Source organism: Arthrobacter sp. StoSoilB19 (assembly GCF_019977275.1).
Lineage (GTDB): Bacteria > Actinomycetota > Actinomycetes > Actinomycetales > Micrococcaceae > Arthrobacter.
Genome location: NZ_AP024650.1, coordinates 3,961,870 through 3,983,398, shown reverse-complemented (window position 1 = coordinate 3,983,398; position 21,529 = coordinate 3,961,870). Strand labels below are relative to the sequence as shown.

19 protein-coding genes are annotated in these 21,529 nt (G+C 66.6%); 11 read left to right on the top strand and 8 right to left on the bottom strand.

The window, feature by feature from the left end; translation table 11 throughout:
* Positions 1–12: 12 nt before the first annotated feature.
* The 5 genes from LDO86_RS18435 to LDO86_RS18415 are packed head-to-tail and all read right to left on the bottom strand — an operon-like array spanning position 13 to position 5,724.
* Complete coding sequence (locus LDO86_RS18435) at positions 13–819, bottom strand: polyphosphate--glucose phosphotransferase (protein ID WP_026265891.1); 807 nt, start codon at positions 817–819, stop codon at positions 13–15.
* Positions 816–2,531, bottom strand: coding sequence for a glycoside hydrolase family 13 protein (locus LDO86_RS18430; RefSeq protein ID WP_018770022.1), 1,716 nt, complete (start codon positions 2,529–2,531; stop codon positions 816–818). The genes LDO86_RS18435 and LDO86_RS18430 overlap by 4 nt, the downstream gene beginning before the upstream one ends.
* 46 nt (positions 2,532–2,577) lie before the next feature.
* A complete protein-coding gene (locus LDO86_RS18425) occupies positions 2,578–3,468 on the bottom strand; it encodes a carbohydrate ABC transporter permease (RefSeq protein WP_018770023.1) in 891 nt (296 codons plus the stop codon).
* Positions 3,465–4,394, bottom strand: coding sequence for a sugar ABC transporter permease (locus LDO86_RS18420; RefSeq protein WP_144600126.1), 930 nt, complete (start codon positions 4,392–4,394; stop codon positions 3,465–3,467). The genes LDO86_RS18425 and LDO86_RS18420 overlap by 4 nt, the downstream gene beginning before the upstream one ends.
* Before the next feature lie 52 nt (positions 4,395–4,446).
* The gene (locus LDO86_RS18415) at positions 4,447–5,724 is read right to left on the bottom strand and encodes an extracellular solute-binding protein (protein ID WP_196804766.1); all 1,278 of its coding nucleotides are present in this window, start codon (positions 5,722–5,724) and stop codon (positions 4,447–4,449) included.
* 89 nt (positions 5,725–5,813) lie between these two features.
* On the opposite strand from LDO86_RS18415, the gene LDO86_RS18410 reads away from it, so the two are divergent.
* Positions 5,814–7,019: an ROK family protein gene (locus LDO86_RS18410; RefSeq protein WP_026265893.1), complete on the top strand. Its 1,206-nt coding sequence runs from the start codon at positions 5,814–5,816 to the stop codon at positions 7,017–7,019.
* A 20-nt stretch (positions 7,020–7,039) separates the two neighbouring features.
* Here the strand turns inward: LDO86_RS18410 and LDO86_RS18405 are convergent, their stop codons facing one another.
* Positions 7,040–7,699, bottom strand: coding sequence for a GntR family transcriptional regulator (locus LDO86_RS18405; protein WP_018770027.1), 660 nt, complete (start codon positions 7,697–7,699; stop codon positions 7,040–7,042).
* Between the two features lie 135 nt (positions 7,700–7,834).
* Between LDO86_RS18405 and glyA the strand changes: the two genes are divergently transcribed.
* The 7 genes from glyA to purU are packed head-to-tail and all read left to right on the top strand — an operon-like array spanning position 7,835 to position 16,690.
* Positions 7,835–9,175: a serine hydroxymethyltransferase gene (gene glyA / locus LDO86_RS18400; protein WP_018770028.1), complete on the top strand. Its 1,341-nt coding sequence runs from the start codon at positions 7,835–7,837 to the stop codon at positions 9,173–9,175.
* On the top strand, positions 9,172–10,392 hold the full coding sequence (locus LDO86_RS18395) for a sarcosine oxidase subunit beta family protein (RefSeq protein ID WP_018770029.1): 1,221 nt from the start codon (positions 9,172–9,174) through the stop codon (positions 10,390–10,392). The genes glyA and LDO86_RS18395 overlap by 4 nt, the downstream gene beginning before the upstream one ends.
* 29 nt (positions 10,393–10,421) lie before the next feature.
* On the top strand, positions 10,422–10,793 hold the full coding sequence (locus LDO86_RS18390; protein WP_018770030.1) for a sarcosine oxidase subunit delta: 372 nt from the start codon (positions 10,422–10,424) through the stop codon (positions 10,791–10,793).
* Positions 10,790–13,732 carry a sarcosine oxidase subunit alpha family protein gene (locus LDO86_RS18385; RefSeq protein ID WP_018770031.1) on the top strand — a complete coding sequence of 981 codons (2,943 nt, stop codon included), beginning with the start codon at positions 10,790–10,792 and terminating at the stop codon, positions 13,730–13,732. Before LDO86_RS18390 ends, LDO86_RS18385 begins: the two co-directional genes overlap by 4 nt.
* Positions 13,725–14,363 carry a sarcosine oxidase subunit gamma family protein gene (gene soxG, locus LDO86_RS18380; RefSeq protein WP_018770032.1) on the top strand — a complete coding sequence of 213 codons (639 nt, stop codon included), beginning with the start codon at positions 13,725–13,727 and terminating at the stop codon, positions 14,361–14,363. The genes LDO86_RS18385 and soxG overlap by 8 nt, the downstream gene beginning before the upstream one ends.
* Positions 14,363–15,790, top strand: a complete 1,428-nt coding sequence (locus tag LDO86_RS18375; RefSeq protein ID WP_224084147.1) for an L-serine ammonia-lyase — start codon at positions 14,363–14,365, stop codon at positions 15,788–15,790. Before soxG ends, LDO86_RS18375 begins: the two co-directional genes overlap by 1 nt.
* 3 nt (positions 15,791–15,793) lie before the next feature.
* A complete protein-coding gene (purU, locus tag LDO86_RS18370) occupies positions 15,794–16,690 on the top strand; it encodes a formyltetrahydrofolate deformylase (RefSeq protein WP_018770034.1) in 897 nt (298 codons plus the stop codon).
* Positions 16,691–16,777: 87 nt separating this feature from the next.
* Here the strand turns inward: purU and LDO86_RS18365 are convergent, their stop codons facing one another.
* Positions 16,778–17,359: a TetR/AcrR family transcriptional regulator gene (locus LDO86_RS18365; protein ID WP_051081385.1), complete on the bottom strand. Its 582-nt coding sequence runs from the start codon at positions 17,357–17,359 to the stop codon at positions 16,778–16,780.
* A gap of 168 nt (positions 17,360–17,527) precedes the next feature.
* Between LDO86_RS18365 and LDO86_RS18360 the strand changes: the two genes are divergently transcribed.
* The 3 genes from LDO86_RS18360 to LDO86_RS18350 are packed head-to-tail and all read left to right on the top strand — an operon-like array spanning position 17,528 to position 20,795.
* Positions 17,528–17,872: a cupin domain-containing protein gene (locus tag LDO86_RS18360; protein WP_018770036.1), complete on the top strand. Its 345-nt coding sequence runs from the start codon at positions 17,528–17,530 to the stop codon at positions 17,870–17,872.
* A gap of 8 nt (positions 17,873–17,880) precedes the next feature.
* A complete protein-coding gene (locus LDO86_RS18355) occupies positions 17,881–19,302 on the top strand; it encodes an NAD(P)/FAD-dependent oxidoreductase (RefSeq protein ID WP_018770037.1) in 1,422 nt (473 codons plus the stop codon).
* Between the two features lie 17 nt (positions 19,303–19,319).
* Positions 19,320–20,795, top strand: coding sequence for an APC family permease (locus LDO86_RS18350; RefSeq protein WP_018770038.1), 1,476 nt, complete (start codon positions 19,320–19,322; stop codon positions 20,793–20,795).
* Here the strand turns inward: LDO86_RS18350 and LDO86_RS18345 are convergent.
* Positions 20,788–21,417 carry an AmiS/UreI family transporter gene (locus LDO86_RS18345; protein ID WP_224084146.1) on the bottom strand — a complete coding sequence of 210 codons (630 nt, stop codon included), beginning with the start codon at positions 21,415–21,417 and terminating at the stop codon, positions 20,788–20,790. The genes LDO86_RS18350 and LDO86_RS18345 overlap by 8 nt on opposite strands.
* Between the last annotated feature and the right edge of the window lie 112 nt (positions 21,418–21,529).

Below are 21,529 nucleotides of genomic sequence, written 5' to 3'. Positions count from 1 at the left end.
AAGTATTCCATGTCACACATACTGAGCCTGTCCATCCTTGAGCCGCCTGCCGGCAAGGGCGGCGCCCACAACGCCCGCGGCGTTCTCGAGGCTGGCCGGAATGACCGGGGTGCGCAGTGAGAGGCGAGGGAGGTATTCGGTACTGCACGCTGAAATGCCCCCACCGATGATGATGAGGTCGGGCGAGAAGAGGAACTCCACGTGCGACAGGTACTGCTGCAGCCGGTCGGCGTACTCCACCCAGGTGAGGCCTTGGTTCTCCCTGACGACGGCCGATGCCCGGGACTCTGCCTTGCAGCCGCCGATTTCCAGGTGGCCCAGCTCGAAATTGGGAACGAGCCTGCCGTCCACCAGCAGTGCGGATCCGATGCCCGTCCCCAGGGTCAGGACCAGGACAACGCCGCGCTGGCCTTTCCCGGCGCCGTACAGGGCTTCCGCCGTACCGGCAGCGTCTGCGTCATTCACGACGCAAACGGATCGTCCAAGCCGGGACTCCAGGTAGGACTGGACATCAAGTCCCACCCAGCTGCCGTCCATGTTTGCTGCCGACAGCGCCACTCCGCGCTGGACAATCGAGGGGATGGCGACGCCGGCAGCCAGGTTCCCGTGCCCGGGGCTTTCGGATTGGAGCTCACTGATGAGCTGGTCCAGGGTGTCGGCCACGTCATCCACCCTGCCGCTGGACGGGGTCCGCAGGCGGCGGACACCGCCGGCCGGGGTGCCGCTGCCCAGGTTGACGAGTGCACCCTTAATCCAGGTCCCGCCAACATCGATTCCTATTCCGAAATCCAGTCCGGAGCCGGCGGCAGGGGCGCTCACCGCAGCCACGCCGTGGCAGCGCCGGGCAGCCGGCCGGCTTCGAGTGGCGAGCTGGAGACCAGCAGCTGGCCCGCGGGCAGCTCGAAGGGTTCCGTACCGAAGTTCGTTATGGAGGTCCAGCCGTTGGGGCGCCGGAAGGCCAGGACGTCATCCCGGCCGGTTTCCAGCAGCTCCAGCGCTTCTGTTGTTTGCAGCTGCGACCGCAGGGCGAGCGCCCGGCGGTAGAGGGACAGGGTTGAATCCCCCTTGCCCTCCTGGGCCTCCACTGAGCTGCCCGCGAACCATTCCGGCTGCGGCAGGTGGGAGCCGCCGGGGCCGAAACCGAATGAGCTGCCCGCCGAGGTCCACGGCAAGGGGACGCGGCAGCCGTCGCGGCCGATCTCCACGCCCTTGTTCCGGAAGAAGGCCGGATCCTGCCGGGCGGAGTCCGGGATTTCACTGCCGACTTCCTGCAGTCCCAGTTCCTCGCCTTGGTACAGGTACGCAGAACCCGGAAGGGCGAACATCAGCAGGGACGCGGCTCGGGCGCGGCGCAGGCCGAGTTCGGCGTCGACATCTTCCTGCCTGCCGCCGGCCAGAAGCCACCGCTTGCCCGCCTGCCCGGCCATGATGTCACCTCCGGCCGAAGGCTCGGACGCGGGGAGGCCGTAGCGCGTGGCATGCCGGACCACATCGTGGTTTGAGAACACCCAGGTGGACGACGCGCCGGATGCTTCGGCCTCTGCCAGGTTCTTGATGATCGTCTTCCGGAACTGGGCGGCGTCGAAGTCCGCCTGCAGCAGGTCGAAGTTGAAGGCCTGGCCCAGTCCCTCCGGGCTGGCGTAGCGGGCGCGGCGGTCGGTATGGACCCAGGCTTCGGCGACGGCGGTGCGCGGCGGGTTGTATTCATTGAACACGCGGCGCCACTCGGCGTAGATTTCGTGGACCTCGTCGCGGTCCCAGTACGGGTGCTGCCCCGTGAGGTACAGCGCCTCGCCCTGGGCCTCGAGGTCCGCCTTGGTGGGCAGGGTTTCTTCCAGGTTCTTCGTCAGGGCGTGGGCGACGTCGATGCGGAAGCCGTCCACGCCCCGGTCCGACCAGAAGCGCAGGGTTTTCAGGAAGTCTTCGCGGACTTCGGGGTTGTCCCAGTTGAAGTCGGGCTGTTCCTTGGCAAAGATGTGCATGTACCACTGCCCGGGGCTGCCGTCGGGTTCGGTGATGCGCTCCCAGGCGGGGCCGCCGAACACCGAGTCCCAGTCCGACGGCGGCAGCTCGCCTTTTTCGCCCAGCCCGTCGCGGAAGATGTACCGGTTGCGCGCCGCGGACCCCTTGGGCGAGGCGAGGGCTTCCCGGAACCACTGGTGCCGGTCCGACGAGTGGTTGGGCACGATGTCCACGATCAGCTTGAGGCCGGCGGCGTGCAGGGCGTTGGCCATCGCGTCGAAGTCCTCCAGCGTGCCCAGCAGCGGGTCCACGTTGCGGTAGTCGTCCACGTCGTAGCCCCCATCGGCGAGTGCGGAGGGGTAGAAGGGGCTCAGCCAGACGGCATCGATGCCCAGGTTTTTCAGGTACGGAACCTTGGCGGTGATGCCGTTGATGTCGCCGATGCCGTCGCCGTTCGAGTCCGCAAAGCTGCGGGGGTAGATCTGGTACACGGAGGCCTGGCGCCACCAGTTGGGGTCGGCCGTGGGGGCGGGATGGCTTTGGGTTGCCTGGGTGGCGGTGGTGGGCAAGATTGCTTCCTTCAGTTTCAGCTGTATCAGGTGTGTGGGTCCGGAGTTACTTGACGGCGCCCTGGGTGAGGCCGGACATGACCCAGCGCTGGGTAAACAGGTAGACGATGATGGCGGGGGCCATTGCCATCAGGTAGGAGGCGAAGGCCACGTTGTAGCTGTTGCTGAACTGCGTCTGGAAGATCTTTTGCAGCACGGGGATGGTCTGCAGTTCAGGATCGGAAATGATGAGTGACGGCATCATGAAGTCGTTCCATGACGCGATGAAGGCGAAGATGCCCACGGTTGCGCTCATGGGCCCCAGCAGGGGGAAGATGAGCTTCCAAAACACCTGCCACGTTCCCGCGCCGTCCATCCGCATACTTTCCTCCAACTCCAGGGGGATCGAGCGGAGGAAGGCGGTGAAGAGCATGGTGTTGAAGGCCAGGGCGAAAACGATGTGCAGGATGGCCACCCCGAGCGGGTTGTCGAGTCCGACGAGTCCCGTGAGCTGGATCTGCGGCAGCGCCACCACGGGGAACGGGATGAACATTGCCGCGAGCAGGTAAAAGAAGGACCAGCGGAAGAGCGGACGGTCCCAGTTGCGGACGATGGCGTAGGCGGCCAGGGCCGAAACGATGATCTCCCCTGCAACGGCGATCACCGACACGAACACGGAAATTCCAAAGCCGCGGGGGAAGTTTGTGAGCGTCCAGGCCTGGGCAAAGCTGTCGAAGGTCAGGGGGCTTGGCAGGGAGAAGGCGTTGCCGTCCACTGCCTGGCCAGTGGTTTTGAAGGCCATGCTGACCGTGACGTAGAGCGGGACGAGCACGCTGAGCGTGCAGACAATGAGGATGATGGTGGCGGGCCACTGGATGCGTTCGGGCCCGGCGGGTATCCGGCGGCCCTTGGCGGCCGCCGTGGGTTCTACCTGGATGATGCTGGGTGCGCTGCTCATGCTGCGATCCCTCCCTTGCCACGTGTGAAGCGAAGTTGGACGAGTGCGATGACGATGCTGATGAGGAAGAAGATCACGGCGTTGGCCATCTGGTAGGCATAGTCGCCGCCTTCGAAGCCGCGGAAGATCGACATCGCGACGCTTCGTGTGGCCACGCCGGGCCCGCCGTCGGTGAGGCCGATGATGATGTCGTAGGCGTTGAGGTAGTTCTTGAAGCCGAGGACCGTGTTGATCACGGCGTACCCCGCAATGAGCGGCAGGGTGATGTGCCGCAGGTTCTGCCAGGGCGATGCCCCGTCGATGGAACTCGCCTCGTAGACCTCGGCGGGGACCGTGAGGAGCCCCGCGATGTAGATCAGCATGGCACTCGGGATGGACTGCCACGCCGTGACGAAGACGATCGCAAGCCACGCGAGCTGGGGGTTTGCGAGAAGGCTGGTGGCCAGCGGCTCGATTCCCATGCTTTTGCCGGCAAGGGGCAGCGAGTTCGAGAAAAGGTACTGGAACACGAACGCGATGACGATGCCGGAGATCACCATGGGGATGACGAAGACGGTGCGAAGCGCGGCACGGAAGCGGACGCGGGACGTGAGGCCCAGGGCCAGGAGGAAGGCCACGGCATTCACGACGATGACGGTGACCAGCGAGAAAACGAGGGTGAAGCCGTAGGCGCCGAGGACTCCTTCATCACGGAACACCGCAATGAAGTTCCGGATGCCGATGAAATCAAAGTCACCGAAGCCCACGGAGTTCGTGAAGCTGTAGATGAACCCGAGAACGGCGGGCAGCGTGACGGCCAGCGTGAAGATCACCAGCGAGGGCAGGAGGAAAACATAGTAGAGCGGATCAACGCGGCTTTTGCGCACGCGTGTGGTTCCAGCCGCTGCCGGGGCCGTCACCTCCACCCTGGTGGAAGGTCTCGTCATTGATGACATGGATGGTCCTCGTTTCGTGCTTTGAGAGATCGAAAGTGTGGGTCTAAGCGCGGAAAGCCAGGCGGGCCCAGTCGGCGTCCATCCTGCGCAGCGTGCTCTCGGCATCGGCGCCGCCGATGATCGACTGGATGTAGTTGGCGGCCGGAATCGAGTTCGGAATGAACTGTGAGGCGCCCATGTAGAAGCGGCCCTCGTCGTAGTACTTCTGCATCTCGACGATTCGTGGGTCGGTCACCGGTGGCGCGTCCTTGGTCGTCCCGAAACCCAGGAATTTGGCGTTGTAAGGGTTCTGGATCTCCGGCCGCATCAGGTACTGCAGGAAATCGCGGGCACCCTGCTGCCCGTTGGCGACCTCGGGAACCCAGAGCGAGAGGTCGATGTTGACGCGGACTTTGAGATCTGCGGGATCACCGGTCATGGGCAGCGGGAAAGTTCCCAGATCCAGGTCTTTGCCGGCCTTTTCGATCTCGCCAAAGGCCCAGGGTCCCTGGAAGTACATGGCGGCCTGGCCCTGGGCCATTGCCGTGTTGCCGTCTCCGTAGCCGCGGCTTGCCGCATCGGGATTGACGTATTTGGTCAGTTGGACCATGCGCTTCACCGGCTCGAGCATCGTTTTCTGGAACGAAACTTCCGAATCCGGTCCGACGTTTTCGCCAATCCCATGCATTTTCTGATAGAAGTCGCGCACGTTGACCATGCCGCCCACCGTGTAGTCGAACAATCCCTGTGCCACGGTCCAGGGGTCGCGGAAAGTGCCGTAGATCGGCGTGATGCCTGCTGCCTTGAGCACCTCGCACACCTCGATCAGTTCATCCCAGGTTGTTGGGACGGCCACCCCGTTCTCTTCGAAGATGCGGCGGTTGTAGATGACCGAGGCCGCCATGACCGAGTAGGGGATGACGCTGGTGCGGCCGGCATAGGTTGGATACCAGTTGGTGAGGTCCAGCACGTCGTCCCGGATGGAGGCCGCTGCCGGGAGGTCGGAAAGATCCGAGAGCGCCCCGCGCTCCATGAACCGCGCCATCTCCAGGTTGTAGTTGAGGCATCCGAGGTCCGGGGGACTGCTGCGGACGAAGCTGGCAGAGAGATTTGTGGCCATGTCATGCAGGACGCGCACCCGGTCCTGCGAGTCGGTGAACTTCGCAGCCAGGTCCCGGAAGTATGGAACTGCCTCCGGCTTTGACTGGTGGAACGTGATGGTGGGCCTGGCACTGGCCGGGGCGCAGCCGGCCAACCCGAAAGCGGTGAGCGCACCTCCCGCAGCGGCAAGGAAAGTGCGCCGGGAAACGTGTCTCCCGGCGGACGTCAAAGGTGGCAACATCGGCTCCTCTTGGACTCTCGGATAATTTATATGGGTCTTATATTTAGGACCTATATGAGGATGGGGGACGCAGGGGCTATCGTCAAGGGGTGGACGGAAATACGGCGAGCTCGACACAACTGTTACGGCAGATCAACTCGGAGGCGCTGTTGCGTTTCGCCCTCCAGGAACAGGTGTTTACTGCCGGAGAAGCCATGGCTGCCACCGGGCTTACCCGCGCCACGGTGCTCGGGGTTTGTGACGGCCTGGTTGATGCGGGCTGGCTGGAGGAATTGACTGACGCCCGTACCGAGGCCGGCAGGCTCAAGGGCAGGCCGGCGCGGCAGTACCAGCTGCGCGAAGCTGCGGGTGTGGTTGTGGGCCTGGATGCCGGGGAGGGCTACTTCACAACCATCGTTGCCGACCTGCGCGGCCGCGAGCTGGGCAAGCGCCGCCAAAGCATTGATTCGCACGCGCTGGGACGCGCCGGCCGCGTGGCGAATGCACGGGAGCTGATCCGCCTGACCCTTGAGGATGTTTCATGCACCCCGGAGGATGTCCTGCTCACGGCCGTCGGCGTCCCGGCGCCCATTGACGCGAACGGCGCGTCTCCCGCCGGAGGAGAATTCTGGCAGTTGATGAATTCCGGCTTCGCAGGGCACCTTTGGGGCACTGTCATCGTCGAAAATGACGCCAATCTCGCCGCCATCGCGGAGCAGGCACAGGAGCCGTCAGCCAACGTGGCCACCTTGCTGTCGGGTGAGCGGTTTGGTGCCGGCCTGATTGTCGATGGGCGCCTGCTGCGGGGTCGCCAGGGGGGCGCGGGGGAGATGCGGTTCCTGGATGAGCTGGACAGCAAGTTCGTGCCGGATGAGGGGAGCTCGGACGGGTTCGGAGCACTTGCGCGGAAGTGGGCGCGTGCCCGCATCCATTCCTACGATGGCGAGACGGTGCTGCGGCACATACCCGAGGGGGACATCAACGCCGAAGATGTCTTCCAGGCGGCCCGCGCGGGAGACCCGCTGGCACAGGACATCATCGCCAGGCTCGGGGTGCGGCTGGCGCGAATCGCTGTGGTGCTCTCCAGCCTTCTTGACATTGAGCGGGTGGTCATCGCCGGCGCGATCTCACGCGCCATCGAACCGGTCCTGGAGCACGCCCGCAGCCTGCTGCCCACGGATTCCGGCCTGCCGCTGCCGGATCTGGTTGCGAGCACTCTCGGGGCGGAATCCGTAGTCCGGGGTGCCATTGAGTCGGCGCTGATGCGGATCAGGCGTGAACCCTCAGCGTTCATTCCGCGGGCGCCCCGTTCCTGAAAGGCGGGCGGGCGGACAGCCTAAAGCACGCTGCGGATGGCCTGCTCGAAACTGGTCACGTGCTCAAGGGCCAGCTTGGCCGCCCGGTCCGAGTCGCCGTCGGCCACTGCCTCCAGCAGTTCCACGTGTTCGGCGATGTGCTCCGCCACTGACGGCACCTTTTCCAGCACCATGCACCAAATGCGGGTGGCCAGGTTGTCGTAACGGATCAGCACGTCCTCGAGGTGGGTGTTGGCGGCTGCCCGGTAGATGAGGCGGTGGACCTTGATGTCATACCGCATGAGGTCATAGGGATCGTCATCCGCCCCCATCCTGGCAATTGCCGCCGCGGTTTCCCGTATTTCCTTGCGCAGGGCAGGGGTTGCCAGCTTGGCGGCCCGGCGGGCTGCCAGGGGTTCCAATGACTCCCGGAGTTCGGAGACGTCCGCGAGTTCGGTGATGTCGACGACGGTGGCGAACGTTCCACGGCGGGGGTACGACACGACGAGGTGGTCACCTTCCAGGCGCTTGAGCGCTTCCCGGACCGGCGTGCGGCCGATCCCGAGCTCGGCGGCGAGCTTGCCGTCGTTGATGGCCTCACCCGGCCGGATGTCGAGCATGATGAGCCGGTCCCGGAGGTGCCGGTAGGCCTGCTCGGCGAGCGAGAGGTCGCCTTCTCCGGCCAGCTGGTTCTCTGTCATTACGCTCATTCCGAGCTCTCCCAAGGTAGCTATTGACTGCCGCGTGATCTACAACATACTATTACGTCAGTTCTAATATATCAGTTACAGATCAGTTATGGATCAGTAACTTCGAAGGGCCCCAGAAGGAGAACCATGCAGGATGTACTGAACGCCTCGCTCGCCACGGTTGACGCCGACGTCGCCGCCGCTGTGGCACGGGAACTGCACCGCCAGCAGTCCACCCTTGAAATGATCGCGTCGGAGAACTTCGCTCCGTCAGCCGTGATGGAAGCCCAGGGCTCGGTCCTGACCAACAAGTACGCCGAAGGCTACCCGGGCAAGCGCTACTACGGCGGCTGCGAGCACGTGGACGTCATTGAACAGCTCGCCATCGACCGCGTCAAAGCCCTCTTCGGCGCCGAATTCGCCAACGTCCAGCCGCACTCCGGCGCGCAGGCCAACGCCGCCGCCATGTTCGCCCTGCTGAACCCGGGTGACACCATCCTTGGCCTCTCCCTGGCCCACGGCGGCCACCTGACCCACGGGATGAAGATCAACTTCTCCGGCAAGCTCTACAACGTGGTCCCCTACCACGTCCGCGAATCAGACCTCCGCGTGGACATGGCCGAGGTGGAAGCGCTGGCCCTGGAACACAAGCCCAAACTGATCGTGGCCGGCTGGTCCGCCTACTCCCGCCAGCTGGACTTCGCCGAATTCCGCCGTATCGCCGACCTCGTGGGCGCCTACCTCATGGTGGACATGGCCCACTTCGCCGGCCTGGTGGCTGCAGGCCTGCATCCCAACCCCGTCCCGTACGCCGACGTGGTCACCACCACCACCCACAAGACCCTTGGCGGACCCCGCGGCGGCGTCATCCTCGCCAAGGAGGAATACGCCAAGAAGATCAACAGCGCCGTGTTTCCCGGCCAGCAGGGCGGACCGCTGGAGCACGTGGTTGCCGCCAAGGCGGTGGCCTTCAAACTTGCCGCTGCTCCTGAATTCAAGGAACGCCAGGAGCGCGTCCTGCAGGGAGCAAAGCTGCTGGCAGAGCGACTCCTCCAGCCGGACGTCCAGGCCGCAGGCATCTCCGTGGTCAACGGCGGCACCGACGTCCACCTGGTCCTGGTGGACCTGCGCCACTCCGAACTGGACGGCCAGCAGGGTGAAGACGCCCTCCACAAGATCGGCATCACCGTCAACCGCAACGCCGTCCCGTTCGATCCCCGCCCGCCGATGGTTTCCTCCGGCCTCCGGATCGGCACCCCCGCCCTGGCCGCCCGCGGATTCGGCGCCGCCGAGTTCACCGAAGTGGCCGACATCATCGCCTCCGCGCTGATCGCATCGGCCGGCACGGGCACCCTGCCCGGGGACACCGCCGTCGAACTCCGCGAACGCGTGACGGCCCTGGCCGAAAAGTTCCCCCTTTACCCGCACCTCACCGCCGACGCCGGCCTGGCCGACGCTGAAGCAGATCTGATTGGAGCCGCCCAGTGAGCACCCAGCACCTTCCGGAGCACCCGGACTTCCTCTGGCGGAACCCGGAACCCAAGTCCTCCTATGACGCCGTGATCGTGGGCGGCGGCGGGCACGGCCTGGCCACCGCCTACTTCCTGGCCAAGAACCACGGGATGACCAACATTGCCGTCCTGGAAAAAGGCTGGCTGGCCGGCGGCAACATGGCCCGCAACACCACCATCATCCGCTCCAACTACCTCTGGGATGAGAGTGCGGCCATCTACGAGCACGCCCTCAAGCTCTGGGAGATCCTGCCCGAGGAACTCGAGTACGACTTCCTGTTCAGCCAGCGCGGCGTGATGAACCTGGCCCACACCCTGGGCGACGTCCGCGAAAGCATCCGCCGCGTGGGCGCCAACAAGCTCAACGGCGTGGACGCCGAATGGCTGGACCCGCAGCAGGTCAAGGAACTCTGCCCCATCCTGAACATCCGCGACAACATCCGCTACCCCGTCATGGGCGCCACCTACCAGCCGCGCGCCGGCATCGCCAAGCACGACCACGTGGCCTGGGCCTTCGCCCGCAAATGCGACGAAATGGGCGTTGACATCATCCAGAACTGCGAGGTGACCGGCTTCCTGAAGGAGGGGGACCGCGTGGTGGGCGTCAAGACCAACCGCGGCACCATCAACACCGAAAAGGTGGGCCTCTGCGCCGCAGGCCACAGCTCGGTCCTGGCCGAAATGGCCGGCTTCCAGCTGCCCATCCAGTCCCACCCGCTGCAGGCGCTGGTGTCCGAACTGCACGAGCCCGTCCACCCCACGGTGGTCATGTCCAACCACGTCCACGTCTACGTCTCCCAGGCCCACAAGGGCGAACTGGTCATGGGCGCCGGCGTCGACTCCTACAACGGCTACGGCCAGCGCGGCTCCTTCCACGTGATCGAGCAGCAGATGGCGGCCGCCGTCGAGCTCTTCCCCATCTTCGCCCGGGCCCACGTGCTCCGGACCTGGGGCGGGATCGTGGACACCACCCTGGACGCTTCCCCGATCGTGGGCCTGACCCCGGTGGAGAACATGTTCGTGAACTGCGGCTGGGGTACCGGCGGGTTCAAGGGCACGCCCGCCGCCGGCCTGACCTTCGCGCACACCATCGCCACCGGCGCCCCGCACGCACTGAACAAGCCGTTCTCGCTGGAGCGCTTCGAAACCGGCGCCCTCATCGACGAACACGGCGCCGCCGCCGTGGCCCACTAGCCGCCGCCACCAGAAAAGGACTAACGCACATGCTGCTGATCCCATGCCCCAACTGCGGCCCGCGGGACGAAACCGAATTCCACTACGGTGGCCAGGCCCACGTTCCGTATCCGGAGAACCCGTACGAGCTGAGCGACACCGAATGGTCCCGCTACCTCTTCTACCGCGAGAACCCCAAGGGCATCTTCGCCGAACGCTGGGTCCACAGCACAGGCTGCCGCCAGTGGTTCAACATGCTCCGCGACACCGTGAGCTACGACATCCAGGCCGTGTACCCGATGGGCGTGCCGCGGCCGGCCGCGCCCGTCCCGCCTGCAGCCGATACCGGCACCGCAAGCACCGGCCCGGCGAGCACCACCCCTCTCAGCCCCAGCACCGCCCCGGAAGGAGCGACCAAGTGACTTCCCAGAACGCCCGCCTGGCAACCGGCGGCCGCATCGACCGCACCATTTCCTGGCGCTTCACCGTTGACGGCGAGGAGTTCACCGGGCACCCCGGCGACACCCTGGCCTCGGCACTGCTGGCCAACGGCCACATCGCCGCAGGCAACTCGCTCTACGAGGACCGCCCCCGCGGCATCATGTCCGCCGGCGTCGAGGAAGCCAACGCCCTGGTCCGCGTGGAGGCCCGGTTCCCCGGCCACGTCGCCGAGTCCATGCTCCCTGCCACCACCGTCTCGCTGGTGGACGGGCTGCAGGCCACCCTGCTGAACGGCCTGGGCAAGCTGGATCCGGAAGATGACCGCGCCGAGTACGACAAGAAGTACGTCCACACCGACATCCTGGTCATCGGCGGCGGCCCTGCCGGCCTGGCCGCGGCCCGCGAGGCAGTCCGCAGCGGTGCCCGCGTGATGCTCCTGGACGACCAGCCCGAGCTCGGCGGCTCCCTGCTCTCCGGCTCCACGGCCCCGGGCGTGGCAGAGACCATCGAGGGCAAGCCCGCCCTGGAATGGGTGGCCGACGTCGAAGCCGAGCTGGTGTCCGGCGCGGAATCCACCGTGCTGAACCGCACCACCGCGTTCGGCGCCTACGACGCCAACTACGTCATCGCCGTCCAGAACCGCACCGACCACCTGGGCAGCCCCGCGGCTCCCGGTGTGTCACGCCAGCGGATTTGGCACATCCGTGCCAACCAGGTGGTCCTGGCGCCCGGCGCCCACGAACGTCCCCTGGTGTTCGAGAACAACGACCGCCCCGGCATCATGCTGGCATCGGCCGTCCGCACCTACCTCAACCGGTACGGCGTGGCCGCCGGGAAGCGCGTGGTCATCAGCACCACCAACGACAGTGCCTACGCCGCCGCAGCCGATCTCGCCGCCGCCGGCGTCAAGGTTGCCGCGGTGGTGGACGCCCGCCCTGCGCTGACCGCCGTGGCAACTGCCGCCGTCGAATCCGGAATCCGGGTGCTGATCGGCAGCGCGGTGGCCAACACCTCTGCCGACGCATCCGGCCGGCTGGACGGCGTCACCGTCCGCAGCATCAACGACGACGGCGAGCTCACCTCCGGCATCGAGCAGATCGCCTGCGACCTGCTGGCGGTGTCCGGCGGCTGGAGCCCGCTGGTCCACCTGCACTCGCAGCGGCAGGGCAAGCTGCGCTGGGACGACGAGCTGGCAGCCTTCGTGCCCAGCACCGAAGTGCCCAACCAGCAGACCATCGGCTCCGGCCGCGGCTCCTTCGCCACCGCCGACTGCCTTGCCGAGGGCGTCTCCGCCGGCGCGCGGGCCGCCATCGCCGCGGGCTTCGAATCCGCCGTCGAGCCTTCCGTTTTCGCTGAGCCCAAGGCCGCCGCCCCCACCCGCCAGCTCTGGCTGGTGCCGGGGGAGAACGGCACCCCCGACGACTGGCACCACCACTTCGTGGACTTCCAGCGCGACCAGTCCGTGGCTGATGTGCTGCGCTCCACCGGGGCCGGCATGCGTTCCGTGGAGCACATCAAGCGGTACACCTCCATCAGCACCGCCAACGACCAGGGCAAGACCTCCGGCGTCAACGCCATCGGCGTGATCGCGGCGGCCCTCCGCACGGCCGGCGAGGCCTCGCGCGGCATCGGCGACATCGGCACCACCACCTACCGTGCACCGTTCACCCCGGTGGCCTTCGCGGCACTGGCCGGACGCCAGCGCGGTGAACTGTTCGACCCCGCCCGCATCACCTCCATCCACCCCTGGCACGTCGCCAAGGGCGCACTGTTCGAGGACGTTGGACAGTGGAAGCGGCCCTGGTACTACCCCCAGGGCGGGGAGGACATGGACGCTGCCGTGCTCCGCGAGTGCGCCGCCGTCCGCGAATCCGTGGGCTTCATGGACGCCACCACCCTGGGCAAGATCGAGATCCGCGGCAAGGACGCGGGGGAGTTCCTGAACCGGGTTTACACCAACGCGTTCAAGAAGCTCGCCCCGGGTTCGGCGCGTTACGGCGTCATGTGCACGCCGGACGGGATGATCTTCGACGACGGCGTGACCCTCCGCGTGGACGACGACACCTACTTCATGACCACCACCACCGGCGGCGCCGCGAAGGTCCTGGACTGGCTGGAGGAGTGGCTGCAGACCGAGTGGCCCGAACTGGACGTGCACTGCACCTCGGTGACGGAACAGTGGAGCACCATCGCCGTCGTGGGACCCAAGTCCCGCGAAGTCATCGCGAAGGTGGCTCCGGAACTGGCAGCCAACGGTGGCCTGGAGGCCGAGGCGTTCCCGTTCATGACCTTCCGCGAAACCATCCTTGCCTCCGGCGTGCGGGCCCGGATCTGCCGGATTTCGTTCTCCGGCGAACTGGCCTACGAAATCAACGTGCCGGCCTGGTACGGACTGAACACCTGGGAAGCCGTGGCCGCCGCAGGTGCTGAATTCAACATCACCCCCTACGGCACGGAAACCATGCACGTGCTGCGCGCCGAAAAGGGTTACCCGATCGTCGGCCAGGACACGGACGGCACCGTCACGCCGCAGGATGCCGGGATGGAGTGGATTGTCTCCAAGGCCAAGGACTTCATCGGCAAGCGCTCCTACTCCCGGGCCGATGCCCAGCGCGAGGACCGCAAGCACCTGGTGAGCGTCCTGCCCGTCGACGGAACGCTCCGGCTGCCCGAAGGCGCCCAGTTGGTGGAAAAGGGACGCTCCACCAACCCGGCCTACGGGCCGGTGCCCATGGAAGGCTTCGTCACCTCCAGCTACCACAGCGCAGCGCTGGGCAGGTCGTTCGGCCTGGCCCTGATCAAGAACGGCCGCAACCGCATCGGCGAAACACTGGTGGCCGCCGCCGGCGACCAGCTGGTTGACGTAGTTGTTGCAGAAACAGTGCTTTTTGACCCAGAAGGGACCCGTAAAGATGGCTGAAACAGCAGCATCCCCCACCGCCGCAGACAAGAATCTCGCAGCCCGCGTCAGCCCAGCCAGGCAGCTCGCGGAGGCCTTCGCGGCAGGCTCCCTGGCCGGCACCGTCGAACTTAGGGAGCTGCCCTTCCTCACCATGGTGGGTCTCCGGGCCCAGGCAGGATCGGACACCGCGCAGCGCCTGGCCGCCGTCACCGGCGGACTGCCGGCCGGCGTCGGCGCCGTGGACAGCTCCGGCGACACCTCGGTCCTCTGGCTGGGACCCGGTGAATTCCTGGTGGTGGCACCCACCGAGGCACACGAGTCCCTGGGCGGCGGCCTGATCCCCGCCCTCCGGGACGCGCTGGGCGACGGCGCGGGCCAGGTGGTGGACCTGTCCGCCAACCGGACCACGTTCGAACTGTCCGGCCCCCGTGCCCGGGCGGTCCTGGAAAAGGGCTGCTCGCTGGACCTGCACCCCCGGGTGTTCAAGGCGGGCACCGCCTACTCCACGGAGATCGCCAACATCCCCGCCATCCTGTGGAAGACCGGTGAGGACTCCTTCCGGATCTTCCCGCGGGCATCGTTCGCCGAGTTCCTGGGCCGGTGGCTGCTGGACGCCATGCGGGAGTACGCCTCGCCAGAGGTCCCCTGATGGCGCTCAGCGTCCTGGACCTGTTCTCTGTTGGCATCGGGCCCTCGTCATCACACACGGTGGGCCCGATGCGGGCGGCCAAGCTCTTCGCCGATGGCCTGAAGGGCGACGGCCAGCTGGCATCCACCGTGCGCGTCCAGTCGGAACTGTTCGGTTCCCTGGGCGCCACGGGGCGCGGCCACGGCTCCGACAAGGCGGTGGTCCTGGGACTGCAGGGCCTGGAACCCGAAACGGTGGATACGTTCACCGCGGACGACCAGGTGGCGGCCGCGGCCCTCAACGCTGAACTGCACGTCGCCGGCTCGCACCGCGTGGACTTCAACTGGGAAGAGGACGTGGTGCTCCACCGCCGCAAGTCCCTTCCCGCGCACCCCAACGGCATGACCTTCCGGGCTTTCGACCACACCGGAGCCGTGCTGAGCGAGCGGAGCTTCTACTCGATCGGCGGCGGGTTCGTGGTGGACGGCGACGCGGAAGGCGCGGACAAGGTGGTGGCGGACGACACCGTCCTGCCCTACCCGTTCTCCACGGCGGACGAGCTCCTGCAGATCTGCAGCCGCGAAGGCATGTCCATCTCCGACGTCATGCTGGCCAATGAGCTCACCTGGCACAGCGAAGCCGAACTGCGGGATAAGCTGCTGGGCCTGTGGGCCGTGATGCGCGAATGCGTGGAGAACGGCTGCAACGCCGAGGGCATCCTGCCGGGCGGCCTCAAGGTACCCCGGCGCGCACCTGCGCTGTTCCGCAGGCTGACTGCCTCCGCAGCATCGGCGGAGGCGTCCGCAAAGGCGGCGGCAGCAACGCCGTCGCCCGTCCAGGCGCCGGCGGACCCGCTGCTGGCGATGGAATGGGTCAACCTGTTCGCGCTCGCCGTCAATGAGGAGAATGCGGCCGGCGGGCGGATCGTCACCGCGCCCACCAATGGCGCTGCCGGGATCGTGCCTGCCGTGCTGCACTACTACGTGAAATTTGTTCCGGGAGCAGACGACGACGGCGTGGTCCGCTTCCTGCTGGCGGCTGCCGCCGTCGGAATCCTGTTCAAGACGAACGCCTCCATCTCCGGTGCCGAAGTGGGCTGCCAGGGGGAGGTGGGCTCCGCCTGTTCGATGGCGGCGGCCGGGCTCTGCGAAGTGCTCGGCGGAACGCCCGCCCAGGTTGAGAACGCCGCGGAGGTGGGGATCGAGCACAACCTGGGCCTCACCTGCGATCCGGTGGGCGGCCTGGTGCAGATCCCCTGCATCGAGCGGAACGCGATCGCCAGCGTGAAGGCGATCAACGCAGCCCGCCTGGCCCTGCACGGGGACGGCAGCCACAAGGTCTCGCTGGACAAGGCCATCAAGACCATGCGCGACACCGGAGCCGACATGAAAACCAAGTACAAGGAAACCTCCAGAGGAGGACTCGCCGTGAATGTGATCGAGTGCTGAGCCATGACTGTTACTGAGACCCGGATGCCCGCCCCGAAGGCGCCCACCACCGTGGAACACGTCCTGACCCTCGACTGCGCCGAGGGCCCCGGCATTGTGCATGCCGTCTCCGGCTTCCTGCTGGAACACGGCTGCGACATCATCGACAACAAGCAGTTCGGTGAGCGCTCCGAGGGCCACTTCTTCATGCGCGTCCACTTCGTGTCCGAGGGGGACGAGTCCACGCTGGATACCCTGCGGAAATCGTTTGCTCCCGTGGCGGACAAGTTCGGCATGCGGTGGCAGCTTGAACGCCACGGTTCAAAGCGCAGGGTGCTGATCATGGTGTCCAAGTTTGGGCACTGCCTCAACGACCTGCTGTTCCGGGCCCGCATCGGCGAACTTCCCGTTGACGTGGTGGCGGTGGTGTCCAACCACCGTGACCACCAGGCCCTGGTGGAGTGGCACGGCATCCCGTTCCACCACATCCCGGTCACGGCTGACACCAAGCCCGACGCCGAGGCCAGGCTCATGGAACTGGTTGATGGGCTGGAGGTGGAACTGGTGGTGCTGGCCCGCTACATGCAGGTGCTCAGTGACGACCTGACCCGGAAGCTGGACGGCCGCGCCATCAACATCCACCACTCGTTCCTGCCCAGCTTCAAGGGCGCCAAGCCGTACCACCAGGCCTATGCACGCGGCGTCAAGACCGTGGGCGCCACCGCCCACTACGTCAACGCCGAACTGGACGAGGGACCCATCATCGCCCAGCAGGTGGTGGAGGTGGACCACACCTACGGGCCCGAGGACCTGGTGGCCGCCGGCCGCGACACGGAATGCAAGGCCCTCTCCAACGCGGTGAAATGGCACTGCGAGGGCAGGGTCCTGCTGCAGGGCAACCGGACCGTGGTGCTGCGGTAGGCCGGTACAACTAAACATCACCGGCGCGGCCGGCTGCCCCCAAGGGCGCCCGGCCGCGCTTTGGCGTGCCCGGGCGGTGGCGGCCGCTCACGCCTCCCGCCGCGAAAGCACAACCCGGTGTACCTCCTCAAGGGCCGCGGCAATCTGGTCCCGCCCAACCCCGGCCAGGTACTGCAGCACCAGTCCGTCCAGGGCCGCGAAGAGCGTGCGGGCAACGATGCGGACGTCGCCCTGGACGCCAAAAGCCTGCAGCCCCTCGGCAAGTGCGTTGACGTAGTTTTCGTACAGTTCCGCCACCGGGCCGGCCAACTCGGGGCGCCGGCGTGCTTCCAGGATCATCTCGTACTGGAATACCTGCAGTCCGGGATCCTCCAGCAGCAGCTCCAGCAGTGCTTCGGTGAAGCTTCCCTCCTGCTCCGCTGCCTCCCGCAACCTGGACGCGGCGATGGATTGCTCCGAAGCCCATTGCAGCGCGGCGGCAATCAGCGCATCCCGGGACCCGAAGTGGTGTGCCACCAGGGAATTGTTCACGCCCGCGGCCTCCGCCACTGCCCGGTAGGTAAGCCCGCGCAGGCCCTTTTGCGCCACCACGTCCACCGCGGCGCGCAGCAGGGCTTCACGCCCTTTGCCGTACCCAGGAGTCGCCGCGGGAGCAGTTGAAGCAGTCATGACGACGAGTCTAGCCAGCACCAGGCCGGTTCAAATCCCCTATTGACTTAAAACTAAGCAATTGCTTAGATTGCTTCCATCGGGTGATGCCCATCACAGGCGAACCTCTTCCGTCCCGTTTTCCGGTGACCGCCCCGGCAACAAGCCGGCCCTTCCCTTGGAGCACTTATGACCACAACGACTGCATTCACCACCTCGTCCTCCTTTGACCCCGCCAGGAATGAGCCCTTTGAACTTGGCCGCATCCAGTGGATCCGCCGCTTTGGCGAGGGCGGCCGGCCTGCCCTCGCCTGCGGCTACTGGCACGTCGACCCCACAGAGGCGCCCGAGCCTTTCGATCTCGTTATGGAGGCGGACGAGACCATCCACATCATCGAGGGCCACCTCCGCATCGAAGTGGAGGGCGGGGATGTGCATGAGCTCACCGCCGGCGGTGCCGCATCCTTCAACAAAGGGGCACGCACACGCTGGGCCGTGCTGGCGCCCACCGTCGAATTCTTCGTCTACTCCTAGGCCGCCCCATGGATCAGGAACGCAGCGCCGCGGAAAACGACGGCCTGGACGTCATTATCGTGGGGGCCGGGTTCGCCGGCCTGACCGCTGCCCGGGAACTGAACCGGCAGGGGTTGTCCGTGCACATCGTGGAAGCCCGGGCCCGCATAGGAGGCAGGACCTGGCTGGACCACCGGCTGGGCCGGGACCTTGAGATCGGCGGAACGTGGGTGCACTGGACCCAGCCTTACGTTTGGGCCGAACTGAAGCGCTACGGCATCGGCACGGTTCCGAGCCCGGCGCCGCAGCAGGCCTTCTGGTGGGCCGACGGCGCCCGCCGGGCAGGTGCCCCCGCCGACCTTCTGGAACTGATCGGCACCTGCAATGCGCAGTTCGTCCAGGACTCGCGCCGCTACTTCCCCGAGCCCTTCAGTCCGTTGGCCAGCGATGACTTCAAAGAGATCGACCACATCGCGGTCCAGGACCGGATCCGGGAGCAGTTCCCCGCGGGGACTGCGCGGGACATCCTGGAATCGTTCTGGGCATTGAACTTCAATGGTCCGCTGGAGGACGCCGCCCTGACCCAGGCGCTGCGTTGGGTGGCCCTGACCAACGGTGACTGGGCCGTCAACTTCGAAGCCTGCGCCACCTACAAGATCCAGGGTGGAACCGCGGCCCTGGCCAACGCCATCCTCCAGGACACACAGGCGGGCATGGACTTCGGCTTCACGGCAGCGGGGATCGTCGACGACGGACATTCCGTGACCGTCCGCAGCACCGGCGGCCGGACGGTGACCGCAAAGACGGCCATTGTGACGGTGCCTATGCATGTCCTCCCGGGAATCGTGTTCGAGCCCCCGCTGCCACCGGCAAAAACGGACGGCGCCCGGCGCGGGCAGATCTCCAAAGGCGTCAAGGTATGGATCCGGCTCCGGGGCGAACGTGCACCCTTTGTCGCACTGGGGAACGCCGACTGGCCGTTGAACTTCTTCCAGGCTGAATACACGCTCGACGGCGACACGATCGTCGTCGGCTTCGGCCCGGACGCGTCGAAGCTCGACGCCGCTGACAGGGCCGCAGTGCAGGCTCAGCTGGCCCGGCTGGTGCCCGGCGTTGAGGTGCTGGAGGTGGCCACCCACGACTGGGTGGCGGATCCGCTGGCAGGGGAGACATGGCCGATGCACAGGACAGGCTTCCTGGCCAACCACCTGGCCGCCCTGCAGGCTGGGCACGGAAACGTCCTCTTTGCCGGCTCTGACATCGCCAACGGCTGGGGCGGCTTCATTGACGGTGCCATCGAGAGCGGCATGGAGGCCGCGCTTGAAGCAGCATCGATTGTCAGCGGACGGACCGGCACTGCGCTGACGGACAACAACTCATCGCTGGTGGACAAAGCAGCAGCGGGCGCCGCTGCCAAGCTGGATCCCACAGCAATTTTCCCGAACTCATGACCGTTAAGAAGGATCCAATGAGTATTTCGAATTCCGAGGCCAGGACCACTGACGCTCCGGCAAAGGAGCATTCCACGGCCCTCCGCGCCGGCAGCATCGGCGTGCTGGGCATCCTGTTCTTCGTCCTGTCCGCCCAGGCACCACTGACGGGGATCGTCGGCGCAGCGCCGCTCGCGGCAGCGCTGGGCAACGGCGCCGGCGCCCCGGGCGCCTACCTGATCGTGGGCATCGTCATCGTGATCTTCGCCGTGGGTTTTGTGGCGATGAGCCGGAAGATCCAGGCCAACGGAGCCTTCTACGCCTACGTGACGGCGGCATTCGGCAGGCGGACCGGAGCCGGCGCGGCCTGGCTGGCACTGCTGGCCTACAGCACCGTCCAGGCTGCCATGTACGGGCTCTACGGTGCGGCGTTCTCCGGGCTCCTTGCCTCTGCCGGGCTGGACATTCCCTGGTGGTTGCTGGCCCTGGCCACCATGGCCGGCGTCCAGGTACTGGGCTCCCTCAACATCGAACTCGGCGCCCGCGTGCTGGCCGTGCTGGTGGGGCTGGAGGTGGCCATCCTCCTGATGTTCGGCTTCACCGTGCTGTTCCATGGCGGCGGCCCGGAAGGCATCAGCGTGGCCGCGTCCTTCTCCCCGGAAGCCATCGGGGCAGGAGCTCCCGGTGTTGCCATCATGTTCGCGGTGGCCTCCATGTTCGGCTTCGAGTCCACGGCCATCTACTCCGCCGAGGCCAAGGATCCGCACCGCACCGTGGCCCGGGCAACCTACCTGTCCGTCGGCGTGATCTCGGTGTTCTTCGCCTTTATTTCCTGGATGCTGGTGAGCTATTACGGCCCCTCGCAGGTGATGGACGCCGCGGGCGCCGCGCTCGAATCAGGGGATGCCACGTCCTTCGTCCTGGGCCCGCTCGTGGAACTGTTCGGCCCCTGGGCGGGCATCGTGGCCGGCATCCTGCTGGTCACCTCGCTGCTCGCCGGCATTATCGCCTTCCATAACGGCATCAACCGCTACCTCCACTCCCTGGCGCTGCGTGGTTCCATGCCCGCCGTCCTCGCCCGGACCAACCGGCACCGGGCACCTGCCGTGGCAGCCTGGGTCCAGTCCGCCACCGCCGTCGTGCTGGTGGTGCCCTTCGCCATCCTGGCCCTGGATCCTGTCCTGACGCTGTTTTCCTGGTTCAGTGGCCTGGCCGTGGCGGCACTGCTGGTGCTGTACATGCTGTGCTCCGCGGCCGTCGTCGCGTTCTTCCGCCGGGAAAGCGCCGGCGCCCAACTGTGGCAGACCCGCGTCGCTCCCGTCCTGGCGGCGGTCCTGCTGGCCTGGGTTTTGTCCCTGGTGGTCAGCAACTTCACCGCCCTCATCGGTGGCAGCGCCGAGACTGCGACGGCCCTGCTGGTGGCGGTCCCGGTGGTCTTCCTGGCCGGCGTCCTGGTGGAATCGGCCATCCAGCGCCGCCACCACATTGCCACCCTGGGCCACGCGCTCACTTAGCCGGCAGGGACTTCCCGGCACTGGCCCGGCGCGGAACATTCTGTCCGCGCCGGGCCAGTGTGCGTGCTGCCACGAACAGGCCCGCCAGGAGCAACGCGGCCAGCCACGCTACGGCGTCCGATCCCGGCCAGAGGCTGGCCAGGCCAAGAAGCGCCGGAACCGTGGCCGACGCCTGGCTGGTGAGCACCAGGGCCCAGCCCGTGAAGGGTTCGAGCCGCACTGCGTCGAGGGCCATGCGGGCGAACAGCAGTGCCCACAGCGCGGACCAGCACAGCCAAAGAACCGCGAGCAGCGGGTCAACGGTCAGCCAGGCGGCCGCCAGCACCAGCCCGCAGAATGCCACCATCCCGCAGAACCAGCCCAGGCCACGGCCCCCGAGTGCCAGCAGCAGGTCCAGTCCCGAGTACAGGTAGGTCACCGCGAACAGGAACATGCCGGCGGCCGTCATGAGCATCGCCGGAGCGTCCCCGGACGAGGAAAGCTGGACGACGCCGAGCGCCAGTTGGGTGCCCCCGACGACGAGGCTGAGGACGGCGGCGTCGCGGCGGGGGAGGTGCCCAAGGGTGGCGAGGCCGTTGACCAGCAGGGCGGCGCCCGAAAGGAGGAGGCAGACGTACGGCATCAGGGCATCCTGTCCCGGCCACGCGGCTGATGGAATCTCATATAGCGGAAAGTTGCTGTCACAATGTGGAGATTATCGCACGTGGGGGCGCCCGGCTAACGGCGTCCGGTCG